Genomic DNA, 21,306 nt, shown 5'->3' with positions numbered 1-21,306 from the left:
CGTGCCGCGCAGCCGGGCCTGGAGGTTCTCCCACGCGACCGGGTCGGCGCCGGTCCCGGGGCCGCCGACGACGTCCGCCAGCGCCGTCCTGCGCTCGGCGTAGGCGTCGGCGATCGGGACGACGTCGAACCGGATGCCCAGGTTCGCGGCGAGCGCGGCGGCGTCGTCGACCGAGCCCGGCGACGAGTACGGGCCGGGCATGCCGACACCGCGCACGGCGTCCGGGCCGAGCGCGTCGACCGCGATCGTGGCCGCCAGCGCGGAGTCGACCCCGCCGGACAGCCCGAGGACGACCCGGGGCAGGCCGACGCGCGTGCAGTAGTCGCGGACGCCGGTGACGAGCGCGGTCCAGACCTCGTCGTGGGGGTCGAGCGGCGGGGCGACGGTCGGTGCGGCGAGCGACCGGCGCGCCGGGACGGCCCCGCGGTCGACCTGCACGACGTCGCGCGTCACGGGCCGTGCGGGGGCGACGGGCAGGTCGAGGACCAGCCGGTCGGGCGTGAACGCGGCGGCGCGGGCGAGCAGCTGCCCGTCGGCGTCGACGACGAGCGACCCGCCGTCGAACACGACCTCGTCCTGCCCGCCGGACGCGTTGACGTAGGCGACGGGGACGGCGCCCGCGACGGCCGCGGCCCGCAGCACGGCGAGCCGCCGTGCGGGTTTGCCGACCTCGTACGGGCTCGCGTTGGTCACGAGCACCGCCTGCGCACCCGCGGCGGCGACCTCGGCGACGAGAGTCGGGTCCCACACGTCCTCGCACACCAGCAGCGCGACGGTGACCGGGCCGTGCGGTGTCGGGACCGCGAACAGCGCCTGGTCGCGGCGTCCGGCGCCGAAGTGCCGCGCGTCGTCGAACACCGAGTACGTCGGCAGCAGGGTCTTGGCGTGCGCGCCCTGGACGCGGCCGTCGGCGAGCACCGCGGCGGCGTTGCGCAGGGGCCGGACGACCGCGTCGAGCGTCGACCCGAGGGCGCGCGCGCCGCCGGCGACGGGGAGCCGGTCGGTCGGCAGCGGTGCCCCGACGACCGTGACGACGTGGCCGGACGTGGCGGCGAGGTCGTCGACGGACCGCGCGGCGGCGTCGACGAACCCGGGCTCGGCGAGCAGGTCCTCGACGGGGTAGCCCGTCACGGACATCTCGGGGGTGAGCAGCACGTCCGCGTCGACCGACTCCGCCCACGCGGAGGCGGCGCGGATGGCGGCGCGGTTGCCGGCGAGGTCGCCGACGCGGACGGGCAGCTGGGCGAGCGCGACCCGCAGGGTCGCCGGGCTGGTCATCGGGGTCCTCCGGTGGTCGCGGTGGTCTTCGCGCGGGCACCGTCGGGGCGCAGCATGGGCGGCTGCAGCGCGGCGGTGCCGGTGGGGCGGTACACGGCGGCGCGACGGCCGCCGGTCGGCCGCGGGTCGGTGCCCGGGTCCTTGGTCGCGAGCGAGCCCGTCTCGGCCTTGCGGCGGAAGTTGCCGGGGTCCAGCCGGACGCCCCACACCGTCTCGTAGACGTGCCGGAGCTCGGACAGCGTGAACGGCGTCTCGACGAACGCGGTCGCGAGCGTCGTGTACTCGAGCTTCGCGGCGACGCGGTCGACCGCGTCGGTGAGGATCTGCGCGTGGTCGAAGGCCAGGTCGGGCGCGTCGGTCGGGTCGCCCGTGAGCGTCAGGCCGGGCAGGAACAGGTCGTCGACGTCCCACCAGTGCGCGGCGGCCGCGTCGGACCCGGCCCGCGGGTCGGGCAGGTTCGGCGCGAACGCCACGTGCGCGACGGACACGACCCGCATACGGGGGTCGCGCTCGGGCGCCGAGTAGGTCGCGAGCTGCTCGAGGTGCCCGTCGAACCGCTCGAGCCCCGTCTCCTCGGCGAGCTCGCGCCACGCGGCCGTCGTCGCGTCCTCGTCGATGCCGACGAACCCGCCCGGCAGCGCCCACGCGCCCGCGTACGGGTCGTCGGCCCGCTGGACGAGCAGGACCTTCAGGTGGCCGTCGCGGATCGTGAAGATCGCCAGGTCGACCGTCACCGCGAACGGCGGGTAGTCGCTCGCGTCGTACCCGTCCGGAGCCTTCGCCGCGCTCACCGCGACTCCTCGAGCCGCACGCCGCGCCCGGTCAGCTCGGTCAGGGCCTTGATCGCGGTCGGCGCCGACACCGCGGCCGTCAGGTCCGTCAGCACCGTGACGACCGTCGCGGCGCGGCGGCGGGCGTCGATCGCGGTCGACGCGACGCAAAAGTCCGTCGCGATCCCGACGACGTCGACGTGCGCGACGTTCCGCGCGAGGAGCAGGTCGGCCAGCCGCCCGAGCCCGTCCGGGGCGTCGACCACGCGGCCCTGGAAGCCCGAGTAGTCCTGCCGCGACTCGCCCTTGACGACGTGCACGGTCCGCTCCGGGAGCACGAGGTTCGGGTGGTACTCGGCGCCCGACGTGCCCGCGACGCAGTGCACGGGCCACGTCGTCACGTAGTCGGGCCCCTCGCCGTCGGCGGCGAAGTGGCCGTCGTTCGTGTCCGGCAGCGGTGCGTGCCAGTCGCGCGTCGCGACGACCGTGTCGTACTCGGCGCCGTGCCGCTTGACGTAGTCGGTGATCCGGGCGGCGGCCTCGGCCCCGCCCGCGACGGCGAGCGCGCCGCCCTCGCAGAAGTCGTTCTGGACGTCGACGACGATGAGGGCGCTCTTCATGCTGCGGTCCTTCCCAGGAGCGGCGTCGCGGTGCGGCGCCCGGTGGCCCGCCCGCGCGGGTGGCGCGCGACGGTGGTGGAGGTGCGGGTGGGGACGGGGCGCGGGGTCATGCGGCGCTCCCGGCGAGGTCGGCGGCGGCTGCCGCGACGAGGCGCGGGCTCCCGTCGGCGAGGTCGAGGTCGGCGGGCAGCAGCTCGGCCTTGGCGCCGCGGTGGTGCGCGCGGACCTCGTCGAGCGTCGGGGCGTGCACGACGTGCCCGTCGCGGATCACGGCGACCTGCAGCGCGCGGCCGGGGACGTCGGTCGCGGGTCCGACGACGACCGTCTCGCGGACCGCGCGGCCCCGGGCGTCGAGCTCGCGGTGGGCCGTCTTGCGACCGCCGGTGCTCGCCTTGCCGGCCGCCGTCTTCGCGACGGGACGCAGCGGGGCGTCGGCGCCGGGCCGGTCGGCGACCGCGACGAGCTTGTAGACCATGCCCGCCGTCGGGTGGCCCGACCCGCCGACGAGTCGCGTTCCGGCGCCGTAGACGTCGACGGGGACGTCGGCGAGGGCGTCGATCGTGTGCTCGTCGAGGTCCGACGTCACCGCGATCCGGGTGCTCGTCGCGCCGAGCGCGTCGAGCCGGGCGCGGGCGGCGCGGGCCTCGGCGGCCAGGTCCCCGGAGTCGATCCGGACGGCGCCGAGCGCGGGTCCGGCGACGGCGACGGCGTTCTCGATGCCGGTGGCCGTGTCGTAGGTGTCGACGAGGAGCGTGGTCCCGGTGCCGAGCGCGGCGACCTGCGACGCGAACGCGGCGCGCTCGTCGGTGTGCGCGAGCGTGAAGGCGTGCGCCGCGGTCCCCCGCGTCGGGACGCCGTACCGGAAGCCGGCCTCGAGGTTGCTGGTCGCGTCGAACCCCGCGACGTACGCGGCCCGGGCTGCGGCGACCGCCGACGCCTCGCCGGTGCGGCGGCTGCCCATCTCCAGGAGCGTCCGGCCGCGCGCCGCCGTCACCATGCGGGCCGCCGCCGACGCGACCGCCGAGTCGTGGTTGAGGACCGACAGGACGAGCGTCTCCAGGACGACGCACTCGGCGAACGTGCCGGTCACGGTGAGGACCGGGCTGCCGGGGAAGCAGATCTCGCCCTCGCGGTACGCGTCGACCTGGCCCGTGAAGCGGTAGTCGCGCAGGTAGGCGGCGGTGCGCGCGTCGGCGATCCCCTGCTCCTCGAGCCACGCGACCTGGGCGTCGGTGAAGCGGAACGCCTGGATCGCCTCGACGAGCCGGCCCAGCCCGGCGACGACGCCGTAGCGGCGACCGGCGGGGAGTCGGCGTGCGAAGGCCTCGAAGACGGCCTGGTGGTGGGCGGTGCCGTCGGCCAGCGCGGCCCGGAGCATCGTGAGCTCGTAGTGGTCGGTCAGCAGAGCGGTGCTCGGGAGGGTGTCAGTGCCGCCGTCGCTTCGAGTCATGTTGACACTATGCGTCGTCCCGAGGTCTGCGCGCAACCAGATCGAGTCAGATTGACTCGATCGGACGACGGCGCCAGCCGCGCGCCACGTCCGGACGCCCCCGTTAGCCCTCCGCGTGGACCGTCAGATGGGCGCCGAGGTGCTGCGTCACGGCATCGACCGCGCCGGGCACGATCGTGAAGTAGGCCCACACCCCGCGCTTCTCCCGGGTGACGAGCCCGGCCTCCGTCAGCTGCTTGAGGTGGTGCGACACCGTCGGCTGGCTCAGCCCGACGGGCTCGATGAGGTCACACACGCACGCCTCCCCGCCCTCGTGGGCCGCGATGAGCGAGAGGAGCCGGAGGCGGGTGGGATCCGCCATCGCCTTGAGCGTGCGGGCGAGCCGCGTCGCGTCGTCCGCACTGATGGTCGGTGCCGCGGCGGGCGTGCAGCACGCGGCGGGCTCGGAGACGACGGGCAGCAGATCCATGGCAGCCATGCGACGAGTCTATGACTGGAAATCGATGGTTGTCGATATTGACAGTGATCGATGCATGGGTGCAGGGTCGGAGCACATCGACGTTCATCGATATGAGGAGGTGCGGGATGTCCGACATCCGCGAGCAGGTCCGGGAGAAGTACGCCGAGGCGGCGCGTCAGGTCGGCGGCGACGCCGGCTGTTGCGGCGGTGGGGGCGGCTGCGGGCCGAGCGACGAGTCGCAGACGTTCGGCGCCGCGCTCTACGACCCGTCCGAGCTGACCGGCATCCCCGTCGAGGCGCAGCTCGTCTCGCTCGGGTGCGGCAACCCGACGGCCGTCGCCGAGCTCCGGGAGGGCGAGCGCGTGCTCGACCTCGGCAGCGGCGGGGGCATCGACGTCCTGCTGTCCGCGAAGCGCGTCGGACCGACGGGCTTCGCGCACGGCGTCGACATGACCGAGGAGATGCTGGCCCTCGCGCGCGCCAACGCCGAGCGGGCCGGCGCGACCAACGTCGCCTTCCACCAGGGCACCATCGAGGACCTGCCGCTCGACGACGCGTCCGTCGACGTCGTCATCTCGAACTGCGTCGTGAACCTCTCCCCCGACAAGCCCGCCGTCCTGGGCGAGGTCTTCCGCGTGCTCGTCCCCGGCGGCCGAGTCGGCATCTCCGACGTCGTCGCCGAGGACGACCTCACGCCCGAGCAGCGCGCCGAGCGCGGCTCCTACGTCGGCTGCATCGCCGGCGCGCTGTCGCGGCAGGAGTACCTCGACGGGCTGGCCGCCGCCGGGTTCGTCGACACCGCCGTCACCTTCACCCACCGGGTCGCGGACGGCATGCACGGCGCGATCGTCCACGCACGCAAGCCGGAGGCCTGACATGCACCCCGAGCTGTTCCTCACGCTCCACCAGCAGCAGCAGCGCGAGCTCGACCGCGCGCTCGCCGTCGCCCTGCTCGTCCGCGAGCGCACCACGCCCGAGCCTCACCTCCGGTGGTCGCGGGTCGGCACGCGCGCCGCCGACGCCGGCCGGAGGATGGTGCTCGCCGCACGGCAGCGGCTCACCGTCAGCGCGGACCGCTCGCCCGCGGCCTGCTGCGCCGCCTGAGCCCCTGGGCTGCGCTACGAGGCGACGACGGGGACCCCGAGGGAGTCGAGCAGTCCGACGACGCGCCCACGGATCTCGTCGCGGATGGGCCGCACGGCCTCGATGCCCTGCCCGGCCGGGTCGTCGAGCACCCAGTCCTCGTAGCGCACGCCCGGGAAGTAGGGGCACGCGTCGCCGCAGCCCATGGTCACCACGACGTCGGACGCCTGCACCGCGTCGCTCGTGAGGACCTTGGGCTGCTCGGCGGCGATGTCGACGCCGACCTCGGCCATCGCCGCGACGGCGACGGGGTTCACCTGCGCGGCGGGCGCCGAACCGGCCGACCGGACCTCGACCGCGCCGGCCGACAGTGCCGAGAGGAACCCGGCGGCCATCTGCGAGCGCCCGGCGTTGTGGACGCACACGAACAGGACGCTGGGCTTGTCGGTCGCGGTCACGGCTGCTCCTCGAGGCGGCGGCGGGCCTGGCGGCTCCGGGGTGTCACATCTTGCTCGGCGGCGTTCAGTCAGTCAACATTGACTCAATGGACACTGAGTGGATGGCGGCGGTCGAGCGGCGCGCTGCGCTCCACGCGGCGCTCTCCGACCCCGGACGGCTCGCCGTCGTCGACCTGCTGTCGCAGGGCGACGCCTCACCGTCCGAGCTCGCGCTCGCGCTCGCCCTGCCCTCCAACCTGCTCGCCCATCACGTCAACGTCCTCGTCGAGCACGGCCTGGTCGAACGCACCCGGTCCGAGGGGGACCGCCGCCGCACCTACCTGCGCCTCCTGCCCTCCGAGCTCGGGCCGGTCACGACCGCGCTCCTGCGACCGCCCCGGGTGCTGTTCGTGTGCACCGCCAACTCCGCCCGCTCGCACCTCGCCGTCGCCGTCTGGCGACGCACCAGCGAGATCCCGGCCGCGTCCGGCGGCACGCACCCGGCCGGCGCGATCGCCCCGGGCGCCCTCGCGGCGGCCGCACGGCACGGCCTCGACCTGCGCGGTGCGGAACCGCGCACCGTGGACGCCGTCCGCCGCGACGACGACCTCGTCATCACCGTGTGCGACCGGGCGCACGAGGAGGTCGGGCTCCGCGCCGACGTGCACTGGTCCCTCCCGGATCCCGTGCGCGACGGCTCCTCGGACGCGTTCGACCGCACGGTGCACGAGCTCGACCGCCGCATCGGCGCGCTCGCACCGCGGCTCGTCGTCGCCTGAGGCGCGGTCAGCACCGGTCGGGCGACCGGCTCACCCGTCGACGGTCATGTCGCCCGTCGCCGGGTCCTCGCCCGTCGGCGCGTACCGGAGCTGGACGACGCCGTGGCTGCCGACCGCGGGTGGCTCGAGCAGACGCAGCCCCGAGGCCCGGACCCCGTCGGGGAACACCTTCTTGCCCTGGCCGAGCACGATCGGGTGGACCCACAGGGTCAGCACGTCGAACAACCGCTCCGCGAGCAGCGTCTGGACGAGGTCGACGCTGCCGATGACGTGCGTGCTCTCGTGCCGGTCGCGCAGCGCGCGCACCTCGGCGGCGAGGTCGGGGCCGAGCAGCGTCGAGCGGTCCCAGGTCAGCTCCGGCGTCCCGCGGCTCGCGACGTACTTCGGCACCGCGTTGAGCCGGCGACCGATCGTGTCCGCGTGCTGCGGCCAGTACGCGGCGAAGATGTCGTACGTCCGACGGCCGAGCAGCAGCGCGTCCATGCCCTCGATCCCGGCGGTCACCTCGCGGCCGACCATGTCGTCGGGCAGCGGCGCCTGCCAGCCGCCGAACGGGAAGCCGCCCGACGTGTCCTCCTCGGGCCCGCCCGGCGCCTGGGCGACGCCGTCGAGCGTGACGAACAGGTCGATGTGCAGGCGGCCCACGGTTCCTCCTCGAACGGTCCTGGCCCGGCGACCATTCGAGCGCAGCGTCGGGCGACCGTCCACCCCCGGTGCACGGCCGGTCGCGGGTTGCCGCGGCCGGGTGTCGGGTCTAACGTCGACAGACATCTATTTTAGAACGCTCTGTGCGCTCTCCCCCCGGCGTCCCGCAGCGGGCGCCCGCGTCCACGACGCCCACCACCACCGGTCCCAGGAGGACCGCATGTCCCGACACCGACTCGTCCGGACCGCGACCGTCGCCGCGATCACCGCCCTCACCACCGCGCTCGCCGGCGCCACCTCGGCCGGCGCCGCCACGGACACGACGCCGCCCGGCACCCCGCTCTACGGGTACGCCGGCGGGTTCCAGTGCCTGATGCTCATCGTCGGAGTCCCGAAGGTCACCGACGACGTCACGCCGCAGGACCAGATCCGGTACCGCGTGCTCGCGAACGGCGTCGACATCGGCGCCCTCGAGGACAAGGGCTCGAGCGGGATGTGGGCGATCCTGCACCTGCGGCAGCCCGGCCCCAACGCGGTGCGCGTCCAGGCCGTCGACCTCGCGGGCAACCGTTCGACCAGCCGCGCCGCGACCGTCACGGGGTACTACACGCCCGGCTGCACCCCGGGCCACCTCTGACCGCTCACGGCTGCCCGACGACGACGCAGCAGCGCCCCGCGCCGGGATCCAGCCGCGCCTCGAGCGCTCCGGGGCAGACCGCGTCGAGCACCCCGTCGACGAGGTCGCGGTTCATCACGCACACGACGTCGGGGAGGTCGGCCGCGAGCCGCTCGAACGGGCAGCTCGTCAGCAGGACCTCGCCGTCGGCGGCGCGCGGCTCGTACCCGTGCCGGGCCAGGACCCGGGCCACCGCCTCCTGGTCGGGCACGGCGGCGTCGACGTCGGCGTGCCCGACGAGGCGGCGCCCCACCTCGCGGGCCGTGGTCGCGAGCGCGTCCCCCACCGCCGTCCCGTCCCGGCGGGCGGCCGCGATCGCCTCGGCCAGGACGCGACCGGCGAGGTCGTAGCGGCGCGCGGGCAGGCTCACCGCCACGTCACGCCCCGCCCGGCGGTACAGCTTCGTGGGGCGCCCCGCCCCCGGCCCGCCACGCCCGGGCGGGCGGCGGTACTCGACCTCCAGCAGTCCCGCGTCGAGCAGCTTGTCGAGGTGGAACTTCGCGACGTGGGTCGGGACGCCCACCCCGGCGGCGGCGGCCTCCCGGCCGACCGACGCGTCCTGCGCGACGACGTAGCCGTAGAGGGCGCGACGGACCGGCTCGCCGAGCGCGGCGAGCGCGGTCACGTCCGCGGCGAACGCGTCGTCCGACACCCGCCACCTCCCTCGCACCGGCGGCCTGCATGCGCCGCGCCGACTCTATCGTCGACGGAGATGTCCGTTGGAGCGCCCCCAGCTGCCGTGCGACGCGTCAGGTCGTGGTCGGCCCCTGCGCCGCCTTCCGGCGCTCGTGCAGCAGGCTCGCGACCTGGCCGACGGCCCCCAGCGCCATGCCGAGCACCGTCCACCCGTTGCCCACGAGGGCGGCGACGACTCCGATCGCGACGAAGACGGCGACGAGGACCCATCGGGTGGAGGTGCGGACCGGCAGCAGCGGCATGACCGCGAGGGTACGGCGTCGCACCTGCTCACGTCCGGCAGACAACAGGTGAGTGCGTGGGCGGGCGGGCGCGAACACGGCGGACCCCCACGGACCGCCGCGCTCCGGACGGTCACCGGGCACGCGACGGCGTGACGTGCCTCGCGTCGCCTCAACGTCGTGACCCGGCGGCCGATGCGACCGGCGAACCCACCCCCTGCGCTGGAGCCCCACCATGCCCCCGTCAGTGCTGCGCCGAACGACCCGCGGGACCGGACGCGCCCTCTCGGCCGCCGTGCACCTCGTCGCCGCCGTCGCCGTCGTCCTCTCCGTCACCGTGCCGCTGCCGGCGTCGGCCCAGGGCCCGACGGACCGCCTGCTGACGGGTCAGGCACTCGCCGCCGGCGACGGACTGCACGCCGTGGGGAGCGCGCACGTGCTGGCCGTCGGGGCGGGCGGCGACGTGACGCTGAGCCTCGGCGGACGCGTCCTGTGGCACACGGGGACGACCGGCAACCCCGGCGCGTGGCTCGTGCAGCAGGCGGGCGGCGCGCTCGAGGTCCGGTCGCGTGCCGACGCGGTGCTCTGGACGACGGCGACGGCGTCGCCCGGTGCGCGGACCGTGCTCAAGCCCGACGGGGTGCTCTACACGATCAGCACCGCCGGGACCGTCGCGTGGAAGAGTGCGGGGGTGCCCGGCCCGACCCTGCGGACGACCGTCGCCGACCGTGTCCCGTCGGGTGGCCTGCTGCTGCCACGCGAGTCCGTCACGAGCCCCGACGGCACCGTCCGGCTGACCATGGGCACGGACGGCGCGCTCGTGCTCACGGCCGCCGACCGGACGGTGTGGCGGTCCCCCGCGACGCGCGCCGGGGCGTCCGCCGTCGTGGCACCCGAGGGCGACCTGCGCGTCGTCGGCACGGACGGCGCGGTGCTGTGGTCGACCGGCACGACGTCGCCGGGCGCGCGGCTCGTCGTCAAGGACCACGGCCGCGCCTACCTGATCTCCGCGACGCACGCGTCGGTCTGGTCGACGCCCGACACGCCCGCCGAGCGCGTGCCGACCGTCGTCTCGCTGCCGCTGCCCGAGCCGCTGCCCGTCGTGTCGGGCGGGCTCGGCGGGACGCGTCCCGGCACGACGACGAGCTCCGGCGCCGCGCTCGACGAGCGACCGCAGACCACCGTGCTCGCGGCCCGGCCGCAGTACGTCGACCCGACCTCGCCGGCCGCTCGCGCTGCCCAGGACGCCCGCGCCGACGGGCGGGACACCGACGCCGCGCTGCTCGCGAAGGCCGCCGCGCAGGGCTCGGCACGGTGGCTCGGCCCGCAGGACGCCACCGCGACCGTCGCGTCGTCGGTCCGGGCGTACGCCGCCACGGCGGCCGCCGCCGGGCAGACACCCGTCCTCGTCACGTACGCCATCCCGGACCGCGACTGCGGCGGGCTCTCCGCGGGCGGGTTCGCGACGGCCGGCGAGTACCGGGCGTGGATCGACCAGGTGGCCGCCGGGCTGGCGCGCGCGAAGGCGGTCGTCGTCGTCGAGCCGGACGCGCTGCTGCACCTCGAGCGGTGCGGTGACCGCGACGCGCGTCTCGCGATGCTCCGGTACGCCGTCGGGGCCCTGACGCGTGCGGGTGCCGAGGTCTACCTCGACGCCGCGAGCAGCAACAGCTTCGGGTGGGGGACGGTCGCGCTGCGCGACATGGCGCTGCGGCTGCGCGCTGCCGGTGTGGACCAGGCCGCGGGGTTCGCGGTCAACACGTCGAACTTCCAGCGCTCCGAGCACGAGGTCGCGTACGGGCGCTACCTGTCGGCGCTGCTGGGCGGTGCGTCGTTCGTCGTCGACACGTCGCGCAACGGCACCGGTGCGCTGGCCGGGCCCGACGGGACCGTGTGGTGCAACCCCGCAGGGCGCGCGCTGGGGTCGCCGCCCCGCGCGACGCTCGACGGCCCGCACGTCGCCGACCTGTGGGTCAAGACCGTCGGGCTCAGCGACGGGACCTGCGCGGGCGGTCCCGCCGCCGGGCGGCTGTGGGAGGAGTACCTCCTCGGGCTGGCGTCGCGCGCCGCGTGGTGAGCGACCGCCAGCCCGAGGAGGCACGTCCCGTCGGGCCGGGGCTCAGCCCGTCATCCGCACGTAGTCGTCGACCAGGCCGACGAACTCCGAGCGCAGGCCGTACGGGTCCTCGCCGAGGGCCTCGCGCGCCCGGTCCCGGGCCCGGGCCGGGCTCGCGTCCGCCGCGTGCTCCGACCGGGAGACCGCCAGACCGAACTCGGCGACGGCCGACGCGAACCGGAAGTCCGCCGTCGGGCGCGTCGTGTACGTGTCCGACCCCGCCGGGAAGACCACCTCGGTGCTCGCGTCCCCGCCCGGCTGCTTGTAGCGGACGTGCACGGTGAGGAAGTCGTCGGAGCCGCCCGGCTCGACGTCCTGGTAGTCGAGGTCGTCCTCCGCCGACGCGCCGTCCGCCGGCACGAGCTCGTAGAACGCCGTCACCGAGTGGCCCGCGCCGACGTCGCCCGCGTCCTTCGTGTCGTCGTCGAACTCCTCGTCCTCGAGCCGCCGGTTGTCGTAGCCCAGCAGCCGGTAGCGCGAGACCGTCGCGGGGTTGAGCTCGACCTGCACCTTGAGGTCCTGCGCGACGACGAACATCGTCGAGTCGAACTCGTCGACCAGGACTTTGCGCGCCTCCTCGAGGGTGTCGATGTAGGCGTAGTTGCCGTTCCCGTGGTCGGCGATGGCCTCCATCGTGACGTCCTTGAGGTTGCCCATCCCGAAGCCCAGGACCGAGACGTAGACGCCGGTCTTCGCGTGCTCCTCGATGAGGTCCGTCACCTGCTCGGGCGTCGACGGGCCGACGTTGAAGTCGCCGTCGGTCGCGAGGATCACCCGGTTGTTGCCGCCCTCGACGAAGTTCTCCGTCGCCAGCTCGTACGCCGTCTCGAGCCCGGCCGCGCCGCCCGTCGAGCCGCCCGCCCGCAGCTCGCGCAGGATCCCCACCAGCTCACGACGGTGGTCGCCCGGCACCGAGTCCGCGAGCACCTGGTTGCTCCCCGCGTACGTCACGATCGACACCGTGTCGTCCTCGTCGAGCTGCTCGACCAGGAGCGAGAACGACTCCGCGAGCAGCGGCAGCTTGTTGGGCTCGTCCATCGACCCGGAGACGTCGAGCAGGAAGACGATGTTGTTACCGCGGCTCGTCGGCTTCTCCGCCGTCGCCTGCACGCCGATCATCGCGAGCCGGTGGTCCGGCGCCCACGGCGCGTCGGCGACCTGCGTCGTCACCGTGAACGGGTCCGCCGCGTCCGGGTCCGGCGCCGGGTAGTCGTAGTCGAAGTAGTTGACGAGCTCCTCGATCCGCACCCCCTCCGGCGCGACACCCTGCCGCAGCTGGCGGCGCAGGTTGCTGTACGACGCGGTGTCGACGTCGGAGGAGAAGGTCGACAGCGGGCTCGTCCGCACGTCCTGGAACGGCTGCTCCGGGGAGTCGTCGTACTCCTCCTGGTCGTCCAGGGGGACGTCGCGCCACTCCTCGGTGGAGAACGAGTCGTCGTAGCCGCCCTCGGCCTGCGACATGTCCATGTCCGCACCCGAGTCGCCCGCGCTGCACGCCGCGAGCGCGCCGACGAGGGTGGCCGCCGCCACGACCGCCGTCGCGCGGGTCGACGCCCGCGCCCGCCCTCGCCTGCCCGCCCGCAGCCCTGCCGTCACGAGTGCCCCCGCCGAGATCCGTCCGCGCATCAGTCGCCTCCATTTGTCCGAGGACTGAAGCCTTGCGGTCCGGAACGGGTCACCGCCAGCACGGGCCCGTCACGTGCACGTCCCGTTCAGGTCACGACCAGCGGCTTTTCAGAGTCGGTCGTGACCGGGCCGAGACACACCCGTGACCAGCCAACTCGCCGCCCGACCGCTCGGCGCACCGCGCCGGTGCGCTCGTCGACATCCCGTGGGAAATGCTCGGGGAATCATTCACGAAAAGGCGCGCTGCGTCGGCATCAATGGACCTGACAATGCGTCAGGACGATCCGGACAAAGCCCGTCCGGCGCTCGCGGTGCGGCCGTGCCGCGGCTACGGCGCGGTGACCGTGCCGTCGAGCACCGACCCCTGCAGGTCCGGGTAGTCGGTCGCCACGGCGCAGTACGCCGACGTCGCGCCCGTCGCCCAGTCGTCCGGGTGCGGGAAGCTCACGTCGGTCCACACCGTCCACTCGTCCAGCAGCTCCGGCGCGCCACGGTCGATCTGCGCGGCGCACTCCGCGAACCCCTCGTCGTACCCGGCGTCGCTCGGGTCCGCATACGTGTCGACCGGAGCCGACAGCGGCAGCACCGCCACGATCTCCAGCGCGTGCGGCTGGCCGCAGTCCACCGGACCCGCCGTCCCGAGGTCGAGCGCGTTCGGGTACTCCTCCAGGCAGTCGCCGACCACCAGGTCCGAGCGCAGGGTGTAGTCGGGCAGCTCCGCCGACGCGTCGCTCGCGAAGTCCGGGTTCGACGCCGCCCAGACCGCGAGCCACACCCAGCCCACGAAGACCAGCGTGCTCACCGCCCCGACGACCACACCCGCGATCGCCATCCCGCGACCCCGGGTGCCGCGCCGGCGGATCCGCCGCAACGCCCCGATGCCCAGACCCAGACCGACCGGTCCCGGGACGCCGCCGAGCAGCAGCAGGCCACCGACGCTCGTGGCGAGCGACGCGATCGCCAGGGCCTCCGTCGGCGGCTGGGCCGCGGGCCCGTACCCGAACGGCGCCCCGTACGCGGGCGCACCGCCGTACGGACCGGGTGCGCCGTAGGCCGGCGGCCCCCCGTACGGCGACCCGTAGCCGGGGGCGGCGCCGTAGGTCGGCGTCGCGGGGGCGGGCGCCCCGTACGGCGCCGGCTGACCGAAGGCGGACGGCTGAGCAGCGGGAGCGGCATGGCCGTACGTCGGCGGCTGCGGGGCCGCGCCGGGCTGGGCGTACGGGCCGGGCTGGGCGTACGGGCCGGGCTGCGCGTACGGATCAGCCGGGCCGTACGAGCCGAGCTGGGCATACGGGCCGGGCTGCGTGTATGAGCCGGGCTGCGTGTATGGGCCGGGCTGGGCGTACACGCCGGGCTGGGCGTACGAGCCCGGCTGGGCGTACGGGCCGGGCGGCACGGGGGTGCCCGCCTGGGCGGAGGGGCCGGGTTGGGCGGCGGGGCCGGGCGGCGCGAACGGCGACGCCTGCTGCGCGGCGGGCGCGGCGAACGGGGAGGCCTCCGCTGCGGGAGCCGCCGACTCGCCGGCCTTCGTCAGGTCGGGTCCGGGGCGTCGGCCGCTCGGCGGTGCGAACGGCGTCCCGCCCGTCTCGTGTCCCGTGTGCTCGCTCACCGGCGCACCGTAACGGAGCGGAAGGCCGCTCCGGACCGCTCCTGCCGCGGTTCACCCGCGCGCCGGGCCGCCGCACCGGCGGTGACGACCGCGAGTGACGCGCGCCATGGGCGGCACGCGAAAGGCCGCGGGCGACGCGCGACGGGCGGCACGCGAAAGGCCGCGGGCGACGCGCGACGGGCGGCACCCCGGTGACGCGAGGCGGCGCCGCGCCCCCTGTCCGCGGCGCCGCCCGTCCGACGACGTGCCGGCGGTCAGCTCGTCTGGTCGAGGCTCTCGACCAGCGCGGTCGAGCCCGGGAAGAAGCGCGGCTCACGCACGCGCACGGGCACGTAGTCCTGGTACTCCTCCGGCTGCGCCGCGAGGAACGCGCCGCTCTTGGTGTACGCGAGCAGCAGCGCGACAGCGCTGGTGTCGGCGTCCCCGTCCTCGTCGACCGCGTACTCGAGCGCCTGCACCGCGGCCAGGTCGCCGCTCTCGAAGGCGGTGACGAGCTCGTCGATGCTCGAGCGGAAGTAGCGGTACCCCTCGACCACCTTCTCGCCCGACGGCTTGTGGATCACGGTCTTGCCGAAGAGCTTCTTCTTCGTCTCGAACAGGTCGGGCTGCGCCACGAGCCAGTCGGTGAGATCGGGGATGTCGGTCATCTGCTTGGCCGGCCTTCCGTTGAGGTCATCGCGCGCTGAGAGCGCTCTCACCCAGTCGTGAGGTCGCAAGTCTGCCCGCCTCGCGTGGCACTTTCGGGCGTTTCGTCCGTATTTCACCCGCGGTGACGCCCACCGGCAGCCCACGCCCCCTCGCCCTTCGCGTCACACCCGCCCCCGGGCCCGGTCGTCGACCGCACGCGCCCGGCCGGTGGACTCCGGTCGCCGCTCGGCGACGTCGCCCGCAGCATGAGCGGGACGGGGCACGACCCCGTCTCCGCACCATCGGTCGGCCGCTGCGGCGGCGACCCGCACACAGGGGGCACTTCCGTGCGACGTCATCTCGTCCTGAGCTCGATCCTCGCCGCCTCGCTCGGCACCGCCGTCGCCGTGCCACCGGCCGCCGCCGACGACCCACCCGTGACGGGGTGGCAGGGCTCGGTGTGCGGCTCGCGCACCGAGGTCCCGTTGACCGTCGCCCGTGACGTGGACGACGCGGGCGTCGTCGTCGGGTACGACCGACGGACCCGGGCGGCGTCCTGGGACTCCCGGACCGGGACCTACCGCTGGTACGGCGGCATCGAGGGCGGCCTGTCCTCGGAGATCAGCGCGATCAGCGGGGGCGGACGCGTCGCAGGCGTCGCCGAGGTCGACGGCCCGACGACGAACCCGGCGAAGGCCGTGCGCGTCGAGGGCCCGCTCCCCCTGCGCCCGGTGGACCGCTCGCTGCGGACCGCCGACCAGGTGCACGACGTCAACGACGCCAACGTCGTCGTCGGCACGAGCGAGGTCCTCGGCGCGCAGGGCGCGACCGAGCCGTTCGTGTGGACCGACCGCAAGCACGTGCTCCCGACGCCCGACGCCTCGTACCGGTTCGTGCAGACCCGGTCGGTCAACGAGGCCGGGTGGGTGCTCGGCGGGGGCTACCACCTCGACGCGCAGGGCGTGTACCACCACCGGGTGCTCGTCTGGCGCCCGGACCGGAGCGTCCTCGAGCTCCCGCCGCTGCCCGACGACGCCATCTTCGTCGCCGAGCACATCGACGAGCAGGGTGGCATCACCGGCCACCGTCTGACCCCCGACTGGGACGACGACGCGCTCGTCACGTGGTCGCCGACCGCGGGGTACACGTTCGTGCCGTCGCCCGGCGGCGACCTGCAGGTCATCTCCGCCGACGACCGCGGCGGTGCGGTCGGGACGATCATCGACCCCACGTCGGGCTCGGCGCTGCCGTTCCTCTACCGCCCGGACACCGGCTTCCGCCGCCTGGCCGGGCCCGACGGGGCGCTGCTGCGCGGCGTGCCCTACCGGATGAGCGAGGCCGGCCAGGTGCTCCTGATGTCCGACCAGCGCCCCTACCTGTGGACCCCGACGTGCCCGGCGGCCTGACACCCAGGGCCGGACGCCCGGTCGACCGCGCGTCGGAGCGGCGTCGCGGGCCGCGCCGCCGCCGTCGACCCGCTGCCGTCGCGCTCCTCGCGCTCGCCGTCGTGGCCGGTCTGTCCGTCGGGGGCACGCCGGTGACGCCCGCGCGTGCGGACGCGGCACCGGCGACCGGCTGGACGGGGACCGTCTGCGGGTCGCTGACCCGGGTGCCCGTCCCGTTCGCGCTCGACCTCGGCGACGACGGGCTCGTCGTCGGCTACGACACCCGCCTCCGCGCGATGTCGTGGCAGGCGACCACGGGCACCACCCGCTGGTACGGCGGCATCGAGGGCGGCCTGCGGTCCGAGCTGACCGCCGTCTCGCCCGGAGGCCGCGTCGCGGGCACCGCCGCGGTGCAGGGCCCGCGGTACGAGATCGCGAAAGCCGTGCGCGTCGACGGCCCGTTGCCACTGGTGCCCGTCGACCGGTCGCCCGACCGCTACGACACCGTCCGCGCCGTCAACGACGCGAACACCGTCGTGGGCGCGAGCGACCCCGTCGCCTCCCCCGGCCGCACCGAGGCGTTCGTCTGGACCGACCGGCGACGCGTGCTCCCCCCACCCTCGGGCGCGTGGAGCTCGACCGAGGCCGTCGCGATCAACGCGTCCGGCTGGGTCCTCGGGTCGGGTGCCGGGACCGACGCGACCGGCGCGTTCCGCCGGCAGGTGCTCCTCTGGTCGCCGACCGGCGGCGTCACCGCGCTGCCGCCGCTCGCCGACGGCAGCCAGGTGGTCCCGGTCGCTCTCGCCGACGACGGCCGGGTCGTCGGATACCGCGTGCGGACCACCGGGCGCGGCGACGCCGTCGTCACGTGGACCTCCTCCGGCGGGTACGACGTGGTGCCCGCGCCAACGCCGGACGGGTCACCGGTCGACCTCCAGGTCACCGACGCCGACGCGGACGGGACGGTCGTCGGCGCGATCCGCGACGAGCGCGCCACCCCGCCGTTGCGCCCGTTCCTCTACGAGACCGGCGTCGGGTTCCAGCTCATGCTCGACTCGGCCGGCGCGCCGCTCCCCACGGTGCCGCAGGCGATCAACGGCGGCCACGAGGCGCTCGTGCGCGTCGGCGCCCACCCTCACCTCTGGACGCCGTGCCGCTGACCACCCGTCGGCGGCGACGACACCGCGCCCGAGACGCTCAGTCCCACCAGAAGTACCAGGACCTCGACCCGACCTGGTCCCCCGCGAGGTCGGTCAACGAGCCGACGCCCTGGTGGACCACGTCGTAGCAGTACTCGTAGTGCTCACGCGCCACCGCGAGCGCCTCCGTCGTGCTCGCGGGCGGACGCTCCACCCACAGCTCCAGCACCTGCTCGCCGTCGAGCGTCACGAGCTCGGCACCGAACCGCTCGTACCAGTCGCGCAGGACGACCGCGTGGTCCACGGGCTCCATGTCGTAGTTCACGCCGCCGTCCCACCCGAGCAGGACGGGCACCTGCCACCCGTGCGCCGCCGGGACCAGCGCCACGAGGCCGTCGGCCTTCGCCACGGTGAACGTCGCCGGATGGCGGGCCAGCGCGGCGGGCTCGACCATCGCCAGCGCGTCGTCGTCGTCCTCGTCGCCGAACGCGTCGTCGCCGCCCAGGTGGGCGTAGCGCTCCGTGCGCCGCGCCCGCAGCGTCCGCAGGTCGTCGAGCGTCATGCGATCCGCGCGCGCCAGCTCCGCAGCGGGGTCGTAGTCGTCGCGGGCAGCACCGGGCAGCACCGCGCACAGGTCGCCCACCTCCGGTCCGAGGAGCACCGGCCACAGGCCCGTGCGCGGGTGCTCCGCGCGCAGCTGCCGCCACCACGCCACCAGGTCGTCGGCGGGCGCGCGGAACGCCAGCACGTCGCCCGTGCTCGTCGTGCCGATCACCTCGGTGGGTGGAGTCTCACCGAGGACCGCGACGCGTTCGAGCGGCTGCTCGGACACCCCCGCGCCGTCCGCGGACCCGGGACGGATCGGATCAGGGGTGCTGCGACGCTTCCTCCACCAGGCCACGGCGTCATCGCACCACGCAGCACCGACAACGGGCGGCGGGTGAATCGCGCGGATGCCCCTTCTGGAGCAGCGACTGTCACCTCTACCGTGACAAACCGGACACCACGACTCGCGCGGTGCCCGTCGTTTCGAGGGGGACTCCATGGCCCGTGCACGTCTAGCACTCACCGCCGCCGCGCTCGCCGGCGCCGCGCTGCTCGCGTCCGCCGCACCCGGCGCGGCCTGCCCGCGGGACCCGCGCGACGACCCGGCGACGTGGGAGTACGAGGGCGTCTACGACTGCACGAAGGCCACCGTCGGCCACGGCGTGCGGACGTACACCAAGCCGTCCCCGGTGGCGTTCGTCGTCATCAAGACCGGCAAGACCTACTTCGTCAGCGAGCTGGGCGACGCCAACGAGGGCGACCGCACCTACACGTTCGACAAGAACATCCGCTTCGTCATCACCTGCAACTTCACCGACGCGTAGGGCAGAGCGCGGCCGTGGCGCGGTACGACGCGCTGCACGGCAGGCCAGCGACCTTCCGGTGAGGAATCGACGAGGGGCGACGCGATGGCCACCCAGCACGGCCCCATCGAGCCTCGAGGCGAGCTCGCGTTCTTGCTCAGCAGCTCGGGCTCGGCGGAGGCCGTCCGGGTGCTGCGCTCGTACTTCGCCCCGCGTCCGCGCGGGCGCTTCTCCGGCTCCCGCTTCGAGGGACTCGGAGGCGGCGGTGACAGACCGGCCGTCGCTGACGAGTTCGTCGCCGAGGACCTCGTGGCGGTCGCGCTCCTGTCCGTCAACATCAAGGGCGACGCCGCGCTCGAGATCCTCGAGCGTCGCCGCGCCCGACTGCACCAGCTCCTCCGCAGGGTCCCGACCGACGTCGCTCTCGCAGACCTCACGGTCGACGACGTCGGCGACGACTGGCCGCTGCGCGCCCTCTACCGCGAGCTCCGGTCGATCGACACGATCGGGAAGACGGCCGCGACCAAGCTCCTCGCCCGCAAGCGCCCGCACATGGCCCCGATCCTCGACACCGTGATCACCGCCGAGCTCCGTATCGTCAAGGGCCAGTACTGGGGTCCGTTGCACGCCTGGCTCACCACGGACGGCAAGGCTCACCACCGACACCTGCTCGACCTCCGCGACGCCGCCGACCTCGGCACCGAGATCTCGGCGCTCCGCGTGTTCGACGTCCTCGCGTGGATGAGCGGCAAGGGCTACACCCGATCAGGCGGGCCCGCGGTGCCGTAGCCTCGACCCGCGACCGGGACTGACACCAGGGACGAACGACACCACAGTCGAGAGGTCCCCCGGTGACAGTCCCATCCGTCGGGGCCTCTAGCTCAACTGGCAGAGCAGCGGACTTTTAATCCGCGGGTTGTGGGTTCGATCCCCACGGGGCCCACAGCACAGCAGCACCGAACGGCCCACAGGCAGGCATGGCGGGTCAGCGGCGGTTCAGCTCGCGGATGTGCAGCACGCCCCGGAGGTCGAGCGCGCGTCGGTCCGCCGAGCTCTCCATCGCGTCGACGACGACAGCGGCTCCCGCCCACCGTGCGCCGGCGTCCTCGACGAGCTGCCGGCACGCCAGGGCCTGGCCGCCCGTCGACGCCCACTCGTCGACGAAGAGCACACGGTCCCCCGTCCGCAGGACGGAACGACGGACCGCGAGGTCGAGGCGGCTGCGCAGGTCGTTCACGGCGGTCAGTCTGGCAGCGGCGCCCACCAGGACGCGGTAGCAGCGCGCTGCGCGCGGGGGTGACGGTTCATCTCTGCAGCGGATCGGATCCGCTCGGCACGACGAGGACGGTCGCCCAGGCCGGTCGCCGCCCTGTGCGCTGCCGGGCGGCGACCGGACGGGGTCAGGACACCCGCTCGACGGGGGCCTGGAGCTCGGTGACCCAGTCGGGACCGGGCTCGTGGCCCTCGGCCTCGAGGTAGACCTCGCGCGTCGGTCCGGCGACGCGGTAGCCGTCGGCGGTGAGCTGCTCGAACAGCGCCATCCACGACTCGCCGATGCCGCTCATGTCGCCGTGGTGGAGCGTGGTCGCGGCGAGCGGCACGGAGGGCAGGGCGACGACGTCGTACCCGTCGCCGGGCTGCGGGTCCGGGCCGGTCGGGTAGGAGACGGTGACGCCGAGGGTGTCGTCGTCGTGCGGCTCGTACCAGAAGGTCGACGGCTCGAGGATCGGCCGGCCGGCGGCCTCGAGGGCGGTGTCGAGCCGCTCGATGAGCGGTCCGACGACGGGGCTGACGTGCTCGGGACCCATTCCCGGCGCGACTCCGGCGAGCGCGTAGACGGTGAGGGACGGCAGGGCGCGGTAGTCGACTGCGACGGACATCGGCACTTCTCCTTCGAGCTGGGAGAGCTTGCGCCGGATCCGGTCGGCGCGGGCGGCCTCGGCCGCGAGCTCCGACTCGATCTCCCGCAGCCGCTCGCGCAGCACCTCGGCGAAGGCCGCGTGCTCGTCGTCGGCGGTGAGGACCGTCGCGATGCGGTCCAGGCCGACGCCGAGGTCGCGAAGCTCGACGAGGCGCAGCAGGTGCGGGACCTGCGCGGGTGCGTAGCGGCGGTACCCGGTGCGGTCGTCGACGTGGACGGGCCGCAGCAGGCCGATCGCGTCGTAGTGGCGCAGCATGCGCACGCTGACCCGACCGATGCCGGCGAACTCTCCGATGGTGTACATGGCGTCGACCACGCTGGAGCCTGACACGGCGTGAGGGTCAAGCACCATGCTCGACGGGGGCGCGGCAGGCCGCCGCGGGCGCCACCAGCAACGGCCCCGAGAACGGCCGTGGGGG

The 21,306-nt window shown here is 74.8% G+C and carries 24 protein-coding genes and 1 tRNA gene; 10 read left to right on the top strand and 15 right to left on the bottom strand.

The features are described from left to right. The 5 genes from CTKZ_RS18145 to CTKZ_RS18125 all read right to left on the bottom strand — a co-directional run. Positions 1-1,278, bottom strand: a 1,278-nt coding sequence (locus CTKZ_RS18145) for a nitrilase-related carbon-nitrogen hydrolase (RefSeq protein ID WP_124344243.1), incomplete at its 3' end; no start/stop codon positions are given. Then, entirely contained in the window at positions 1,275-2,069 is a 795-nt protein-coding gene (locus tag CTKZ_RS18140) for an NUDIX hydrolase (RefSeq protein WP_200829811.1), read from the bottom strand. The genes CTKZ_RS18145 and CTKZ_RS18140, both read right to left, overlap by 4 nt. Continuing rightward, positions 2,066-2,668 (bottom strand): isochorismatase family protein, encoded by a 603-nt coding sequence (locus CTKZ_RS18135; protein ID WP_124344241.1) that lies wholly within the window; start codon positions 2,666-2,668, stop codon positions 2,066-2,068. Before CTKZ_RS18135 ends, CTKZ_RS18140 begins: the two co-directional genes overlap by 4 nt. Before the next feature lie 106 nt (positions 2,669-2,774). Further along, positions 2,775-4,118 (bottom strand): nicotinate phosphoribosyltransferase, encoded by a 1,344-nt coding sequence (locus CTKZ_RS18130; protein WP_124344240.1) that lies wholly within the window; start codon positions 4,116-4,118, stop codon positions 2,775-2,777. A gap of 103 nt (positions 4,119-4,221) precedes the next feature. Next, positions 4,222-4,596 (bottom strand): ArsR/SmtB family transcription factor, encoded by a 375-nt coding sequence (locus CTKZ_RS18125; protein WP_124344239.1) that lies wholly within the window; start codon positions 4,594-4,596, stop codon positions 4,222-4,224. Positions 4,597-4,703: 107 nt separating this feature from the next. Here CTKZ_RS18125 and arsM point away from each other — a divergent pair, with 107 nt between their 5' ends. Next, positions 4,704-5,453, top strand: coding sequence for an arsenite methyltransferase (gene arsM / locus CTKZ_RS18120; RefSeq protein ID WP_124344238.1), 750 nt, complete (start codon positions 4,704-4,706; stop codon positions 5,451-5,453). Position 5,454: 1 nt separating this feature from the next. Beyond that, entirely contained in the window at positions 5,455-5,682 is a 228-nt protein-coding gene (locus tag CTKZ_RS18115; protein ID WP_124344237.1) for a hypothetical protein, read from the top strand. A 14-nt stretch (positions 5,683-5,696) separates the two neighbouring features. On the opposite strand, the gene CTKZ_RS18110 is transcribed toward CTKZ_RS18115, so the two are convergent. Continuing rightward, positions 5,697-6,119 (bottom strand): arsenate reductase ArsC, encoded by a 423-nt coding sequence (locus tag CTKZ_RS18110; protein WP_200829810.1) that lies wholly within the window; start codon positions 6,117-6,119, stop codon positions 5,697-5,699. Between the two features lie 86 nt (positions 6,120-6,205). Between CTKZ_RS18110 and CTKZ_RS18105 the strand changes: the two genes are divergently transcribed. Next, on the top strand, positions 6,206-6,877 hold the full coding sequence (locus CTKZ_RS18105; RefSeq protein ID WP_124344236.1) for an arsenate reductase/protein-tyrosine-phosphatase family protein: 672 nt from the start codon (positions 6,206-6,208) through the stop codon (positions 6,875-6,877). 30 nt (positions 6,878-6,907) lie between these two features. On the opposite strand, the gene CTKZ_RS18100 is transcribed toward CTKZ_RS18105, so the two are convergent. Further along, complete coding sequence (locus CTKZ_RS18100; RefSeq protein ID WP_124344235.1) at positions 6,908-7,522, bottom strand: dihydrofolate reductase family protein; 615 nt, start codon at positions 7,520-7,522, stop codon at positions 6,908-6,910. A 220-nt stretch (positions 7,523-7,742) separates the two neighbouring features. Between CTKZ_RS18100 and CTKZ_RS18095 the strand changes: the two genes are divergently transcribed. Further along, positions 7,743-8,159, top strand: a complete 417-nt coding sequence (locus CTKZ_RS18095; RefSeq protein WP_124344234.1) for a hypothetical protein — start codon at positions 7,743-7,745, stop codon at positions 8,157-8,159. A 4-nt stretch (positions 8,160-8,163) separates the two neighbouring features. Here CTKZ_RS18095 and CTKZ_RS18090 read toward each other — a convergent pair whose 3' ends face one another. Both CTKZ_RS18090 and CTKZ_RS18085 read right to left on the bottom strand, forming a co-directional pair. Then, positions 8,164-8,850 (bottom strand): helix-turn-helix transcriptional regulator, encoded by a 687-nt coding sequence (locus CTKZ_RS18090; protein WP_124344233.1) that lies wholly within the window; start codon positions 8,848-8,850, stop codon positions 8,164-8,166. Between the two features lie 97 nt (positions 8,851-8,947). Then, a complete protein-coding gene (locus tag CTKZ_RS18085) occupies positions 8,948-9,136 on the bottom strand; it encodes a hypothetical protein (protein WP_124344232.1) in 189 nt (62 codons plus the stop codon). 226 nt (positions 9,137-9,362) lie between these two features. Between CTKZ_RS18085 and CTKZ_RS18080 the strand changes: the two genes are divergently transcribed. Beyond that, positions 9,363-11,192, top strand: a complete 1,830-nt coding sequence (locus CTKZ_RS18080; protein WP_124344231.1) for a glycoside hydrolase family 6 protein — start codon at positions 9,363-9,365, stop codon at positions 11,190-11,192. Positions 11,193-11,234: 42 nt separating this feature from the next. Here CTKZ_RS18080 and CTKZ_RS18075 read toward each other — a convergent pair whose 3' ends face one another. From CTKZ_RS18075 to CTKZ_RS18065, 3 genes are all read right to left on the bottom strand, one after another. Continuing rightward, positions 11,235-12,857, bottom strand: a complete 1,623-nt coding sequence (locus CTKZ_RS18075) for a vWA domain-containing protein (protein ID WP_124344230.1) — start codon at positions 12,855-12,857, stop codon at positions 11,235-11,237. A gap of 328 nt (positions 12,858-13,185) precedes the next feature. Then, a complete protein-coding gene (locus tag CTKZ_RS18070) occupies positions 13,186-14,466 on the bottom strand; it encodes a DUF4190 domain-containing protein (protein ID WP_124344229.1) in 1,281 nt (426 codons plus the stop codon). 254 nt (positions 14,467-14,720) lie between these two features. Then, positions 14,721-15,113, bottom strand: coding sequence for a hypothetical protein (locus tag CTKZ_RS18065; protein ID WP_124344228.1), 393 nt, complete (start codon positions 15,111-15,113; stop codon positions 14,721-14,723). Between the two features lie 327 nt (positions 15,114-15,440). On the opposite strand from CTKZ_RS18065, the gene CTKZ_RS18060 reads away from it, so the two are divergent. Together CTKZ_RS18060 and CTKZ_RS18055 are read left to right on the top strand one after the other, a co-directional pair. After that, positions 15,441-16,499, top strand: a complete 1,059-nt coding sequence (locus CTKZ_RS18060) for a hypothetical protein (RefSeq protein WP_124344227.1) — start codon at positions 15,441-15,443, stop codon at positions 16,497-16,499. A gap of 101 nt (positions 16,500-16,600) precedes the next feature. After that, positions 16,601-17,638 carry a hypothetical protein gene (locus tag CTKZ_RS18055; RefSeq protein WP_124344226.1) on the top strand — a complete coding sequence of 346 codons (1,038 nt, stop codon included), beginning with the start codon at positions 16,601-16,603 and terminating at the stop codon, positions 17,636-17,638. A 37-nt stretch (positions 17,639-17,675) separates the two neighbouring features. Here CTKZ_RS18055 and CTKZ_RS18050 read toward each other — a convergent pair whose 3' ends face one another. After that, positions 17,676-18,518: a DUF4253 domain-containing protein gene (locus tag CTKZ_RS18050; RefSeq protein ID WP_235843549.1), complete on the bottom strand. Its 843-nt coding sequence runs from the start codon at positions 18,516-18,518 to the stop codon at positions 17,676-17,678. Between the two features lie 142 nt (positions 18,519-18,660). Between CTKZ_RS18050 and CTKZ_RS18045 the strand changes: the two genes are divergently transcribed. The 3 genes from CTKZ_RS18045 (at position 18,661) to CTKZ_RS18035 (ending at position 19,909) form a co-directional block, all read left to right on the top strand. Continuing rightward, positions 18,661-18,987, top strand: a complete 327-nt coding sequence (locus tag CTKZ_RS18045; protein WP_124344224.1) for a hypothetical protein — start codon at positions 18,661-18,663, stop codon at positions 18,985-18,987. A gap of 84 nt (positions 18,988-19,071) precedes the next feature. Further along, positions 19,072-19,755: a DUF6308 family protein gene (locus CTKZ_RS21725; RefSeq protein WP_160142933.1), complete on the top strand. Its 684-nt coding sequence runs from the start codon at positions 19,072-19,074 to the stop codon at positions 19,753-19,755. An 81-nt stretch (positions 19,756-19,836) separates the two neighbouring features. After that, positions 19,837-19,909, top strand: a tRNA-Lys gene (locus CTKZ_RS18035). A gap of 42 nt (positions 19,910-19,951) precedes the next feature. On the opposite strand, the gene CTKZ_RS18030 is transcribed toward CTKZ_RS18035, so the two are convergent. Beyond that, positions 19,952-20,203, bottom strand: coding sequence for a hypothetical protein (locus tag CTKZ_RS18030; RefSeq protein ID WP_200829809.1), 252 nt, complete (start codon positions 20,201-20,203; stop codon positions 19,952-19,954). Positions 20,204-20,366: 163 nt separating this feature from the next. Continuing rightward, positions 20,367-21,191, bottom strand: a complete 825-nt coding sequence (locus CTKZ_RS18025) for a MerR family transcriptional regulator (protein ID WP_124344223.1) — start codon at positions 21,189-21,191, stop codon at positions 20,367-20,369. Between the last annotated feature and the right edge of the window lie 115 nt (positions 21,192-21,306).

The organism is Cellulomonas algicola, assembly GCF_003851725.1.
Taxonomy (GTDB): domain Bacteria; phylum Actinomycetota; class Actinomycetes; order Actinomycetales; family Cellulomonadaceae; genus Cellulomonas; species Cellulomonas algicola.
This window is presented reverse-complemented; position numbering and strand designations above follow the sequence as displayed.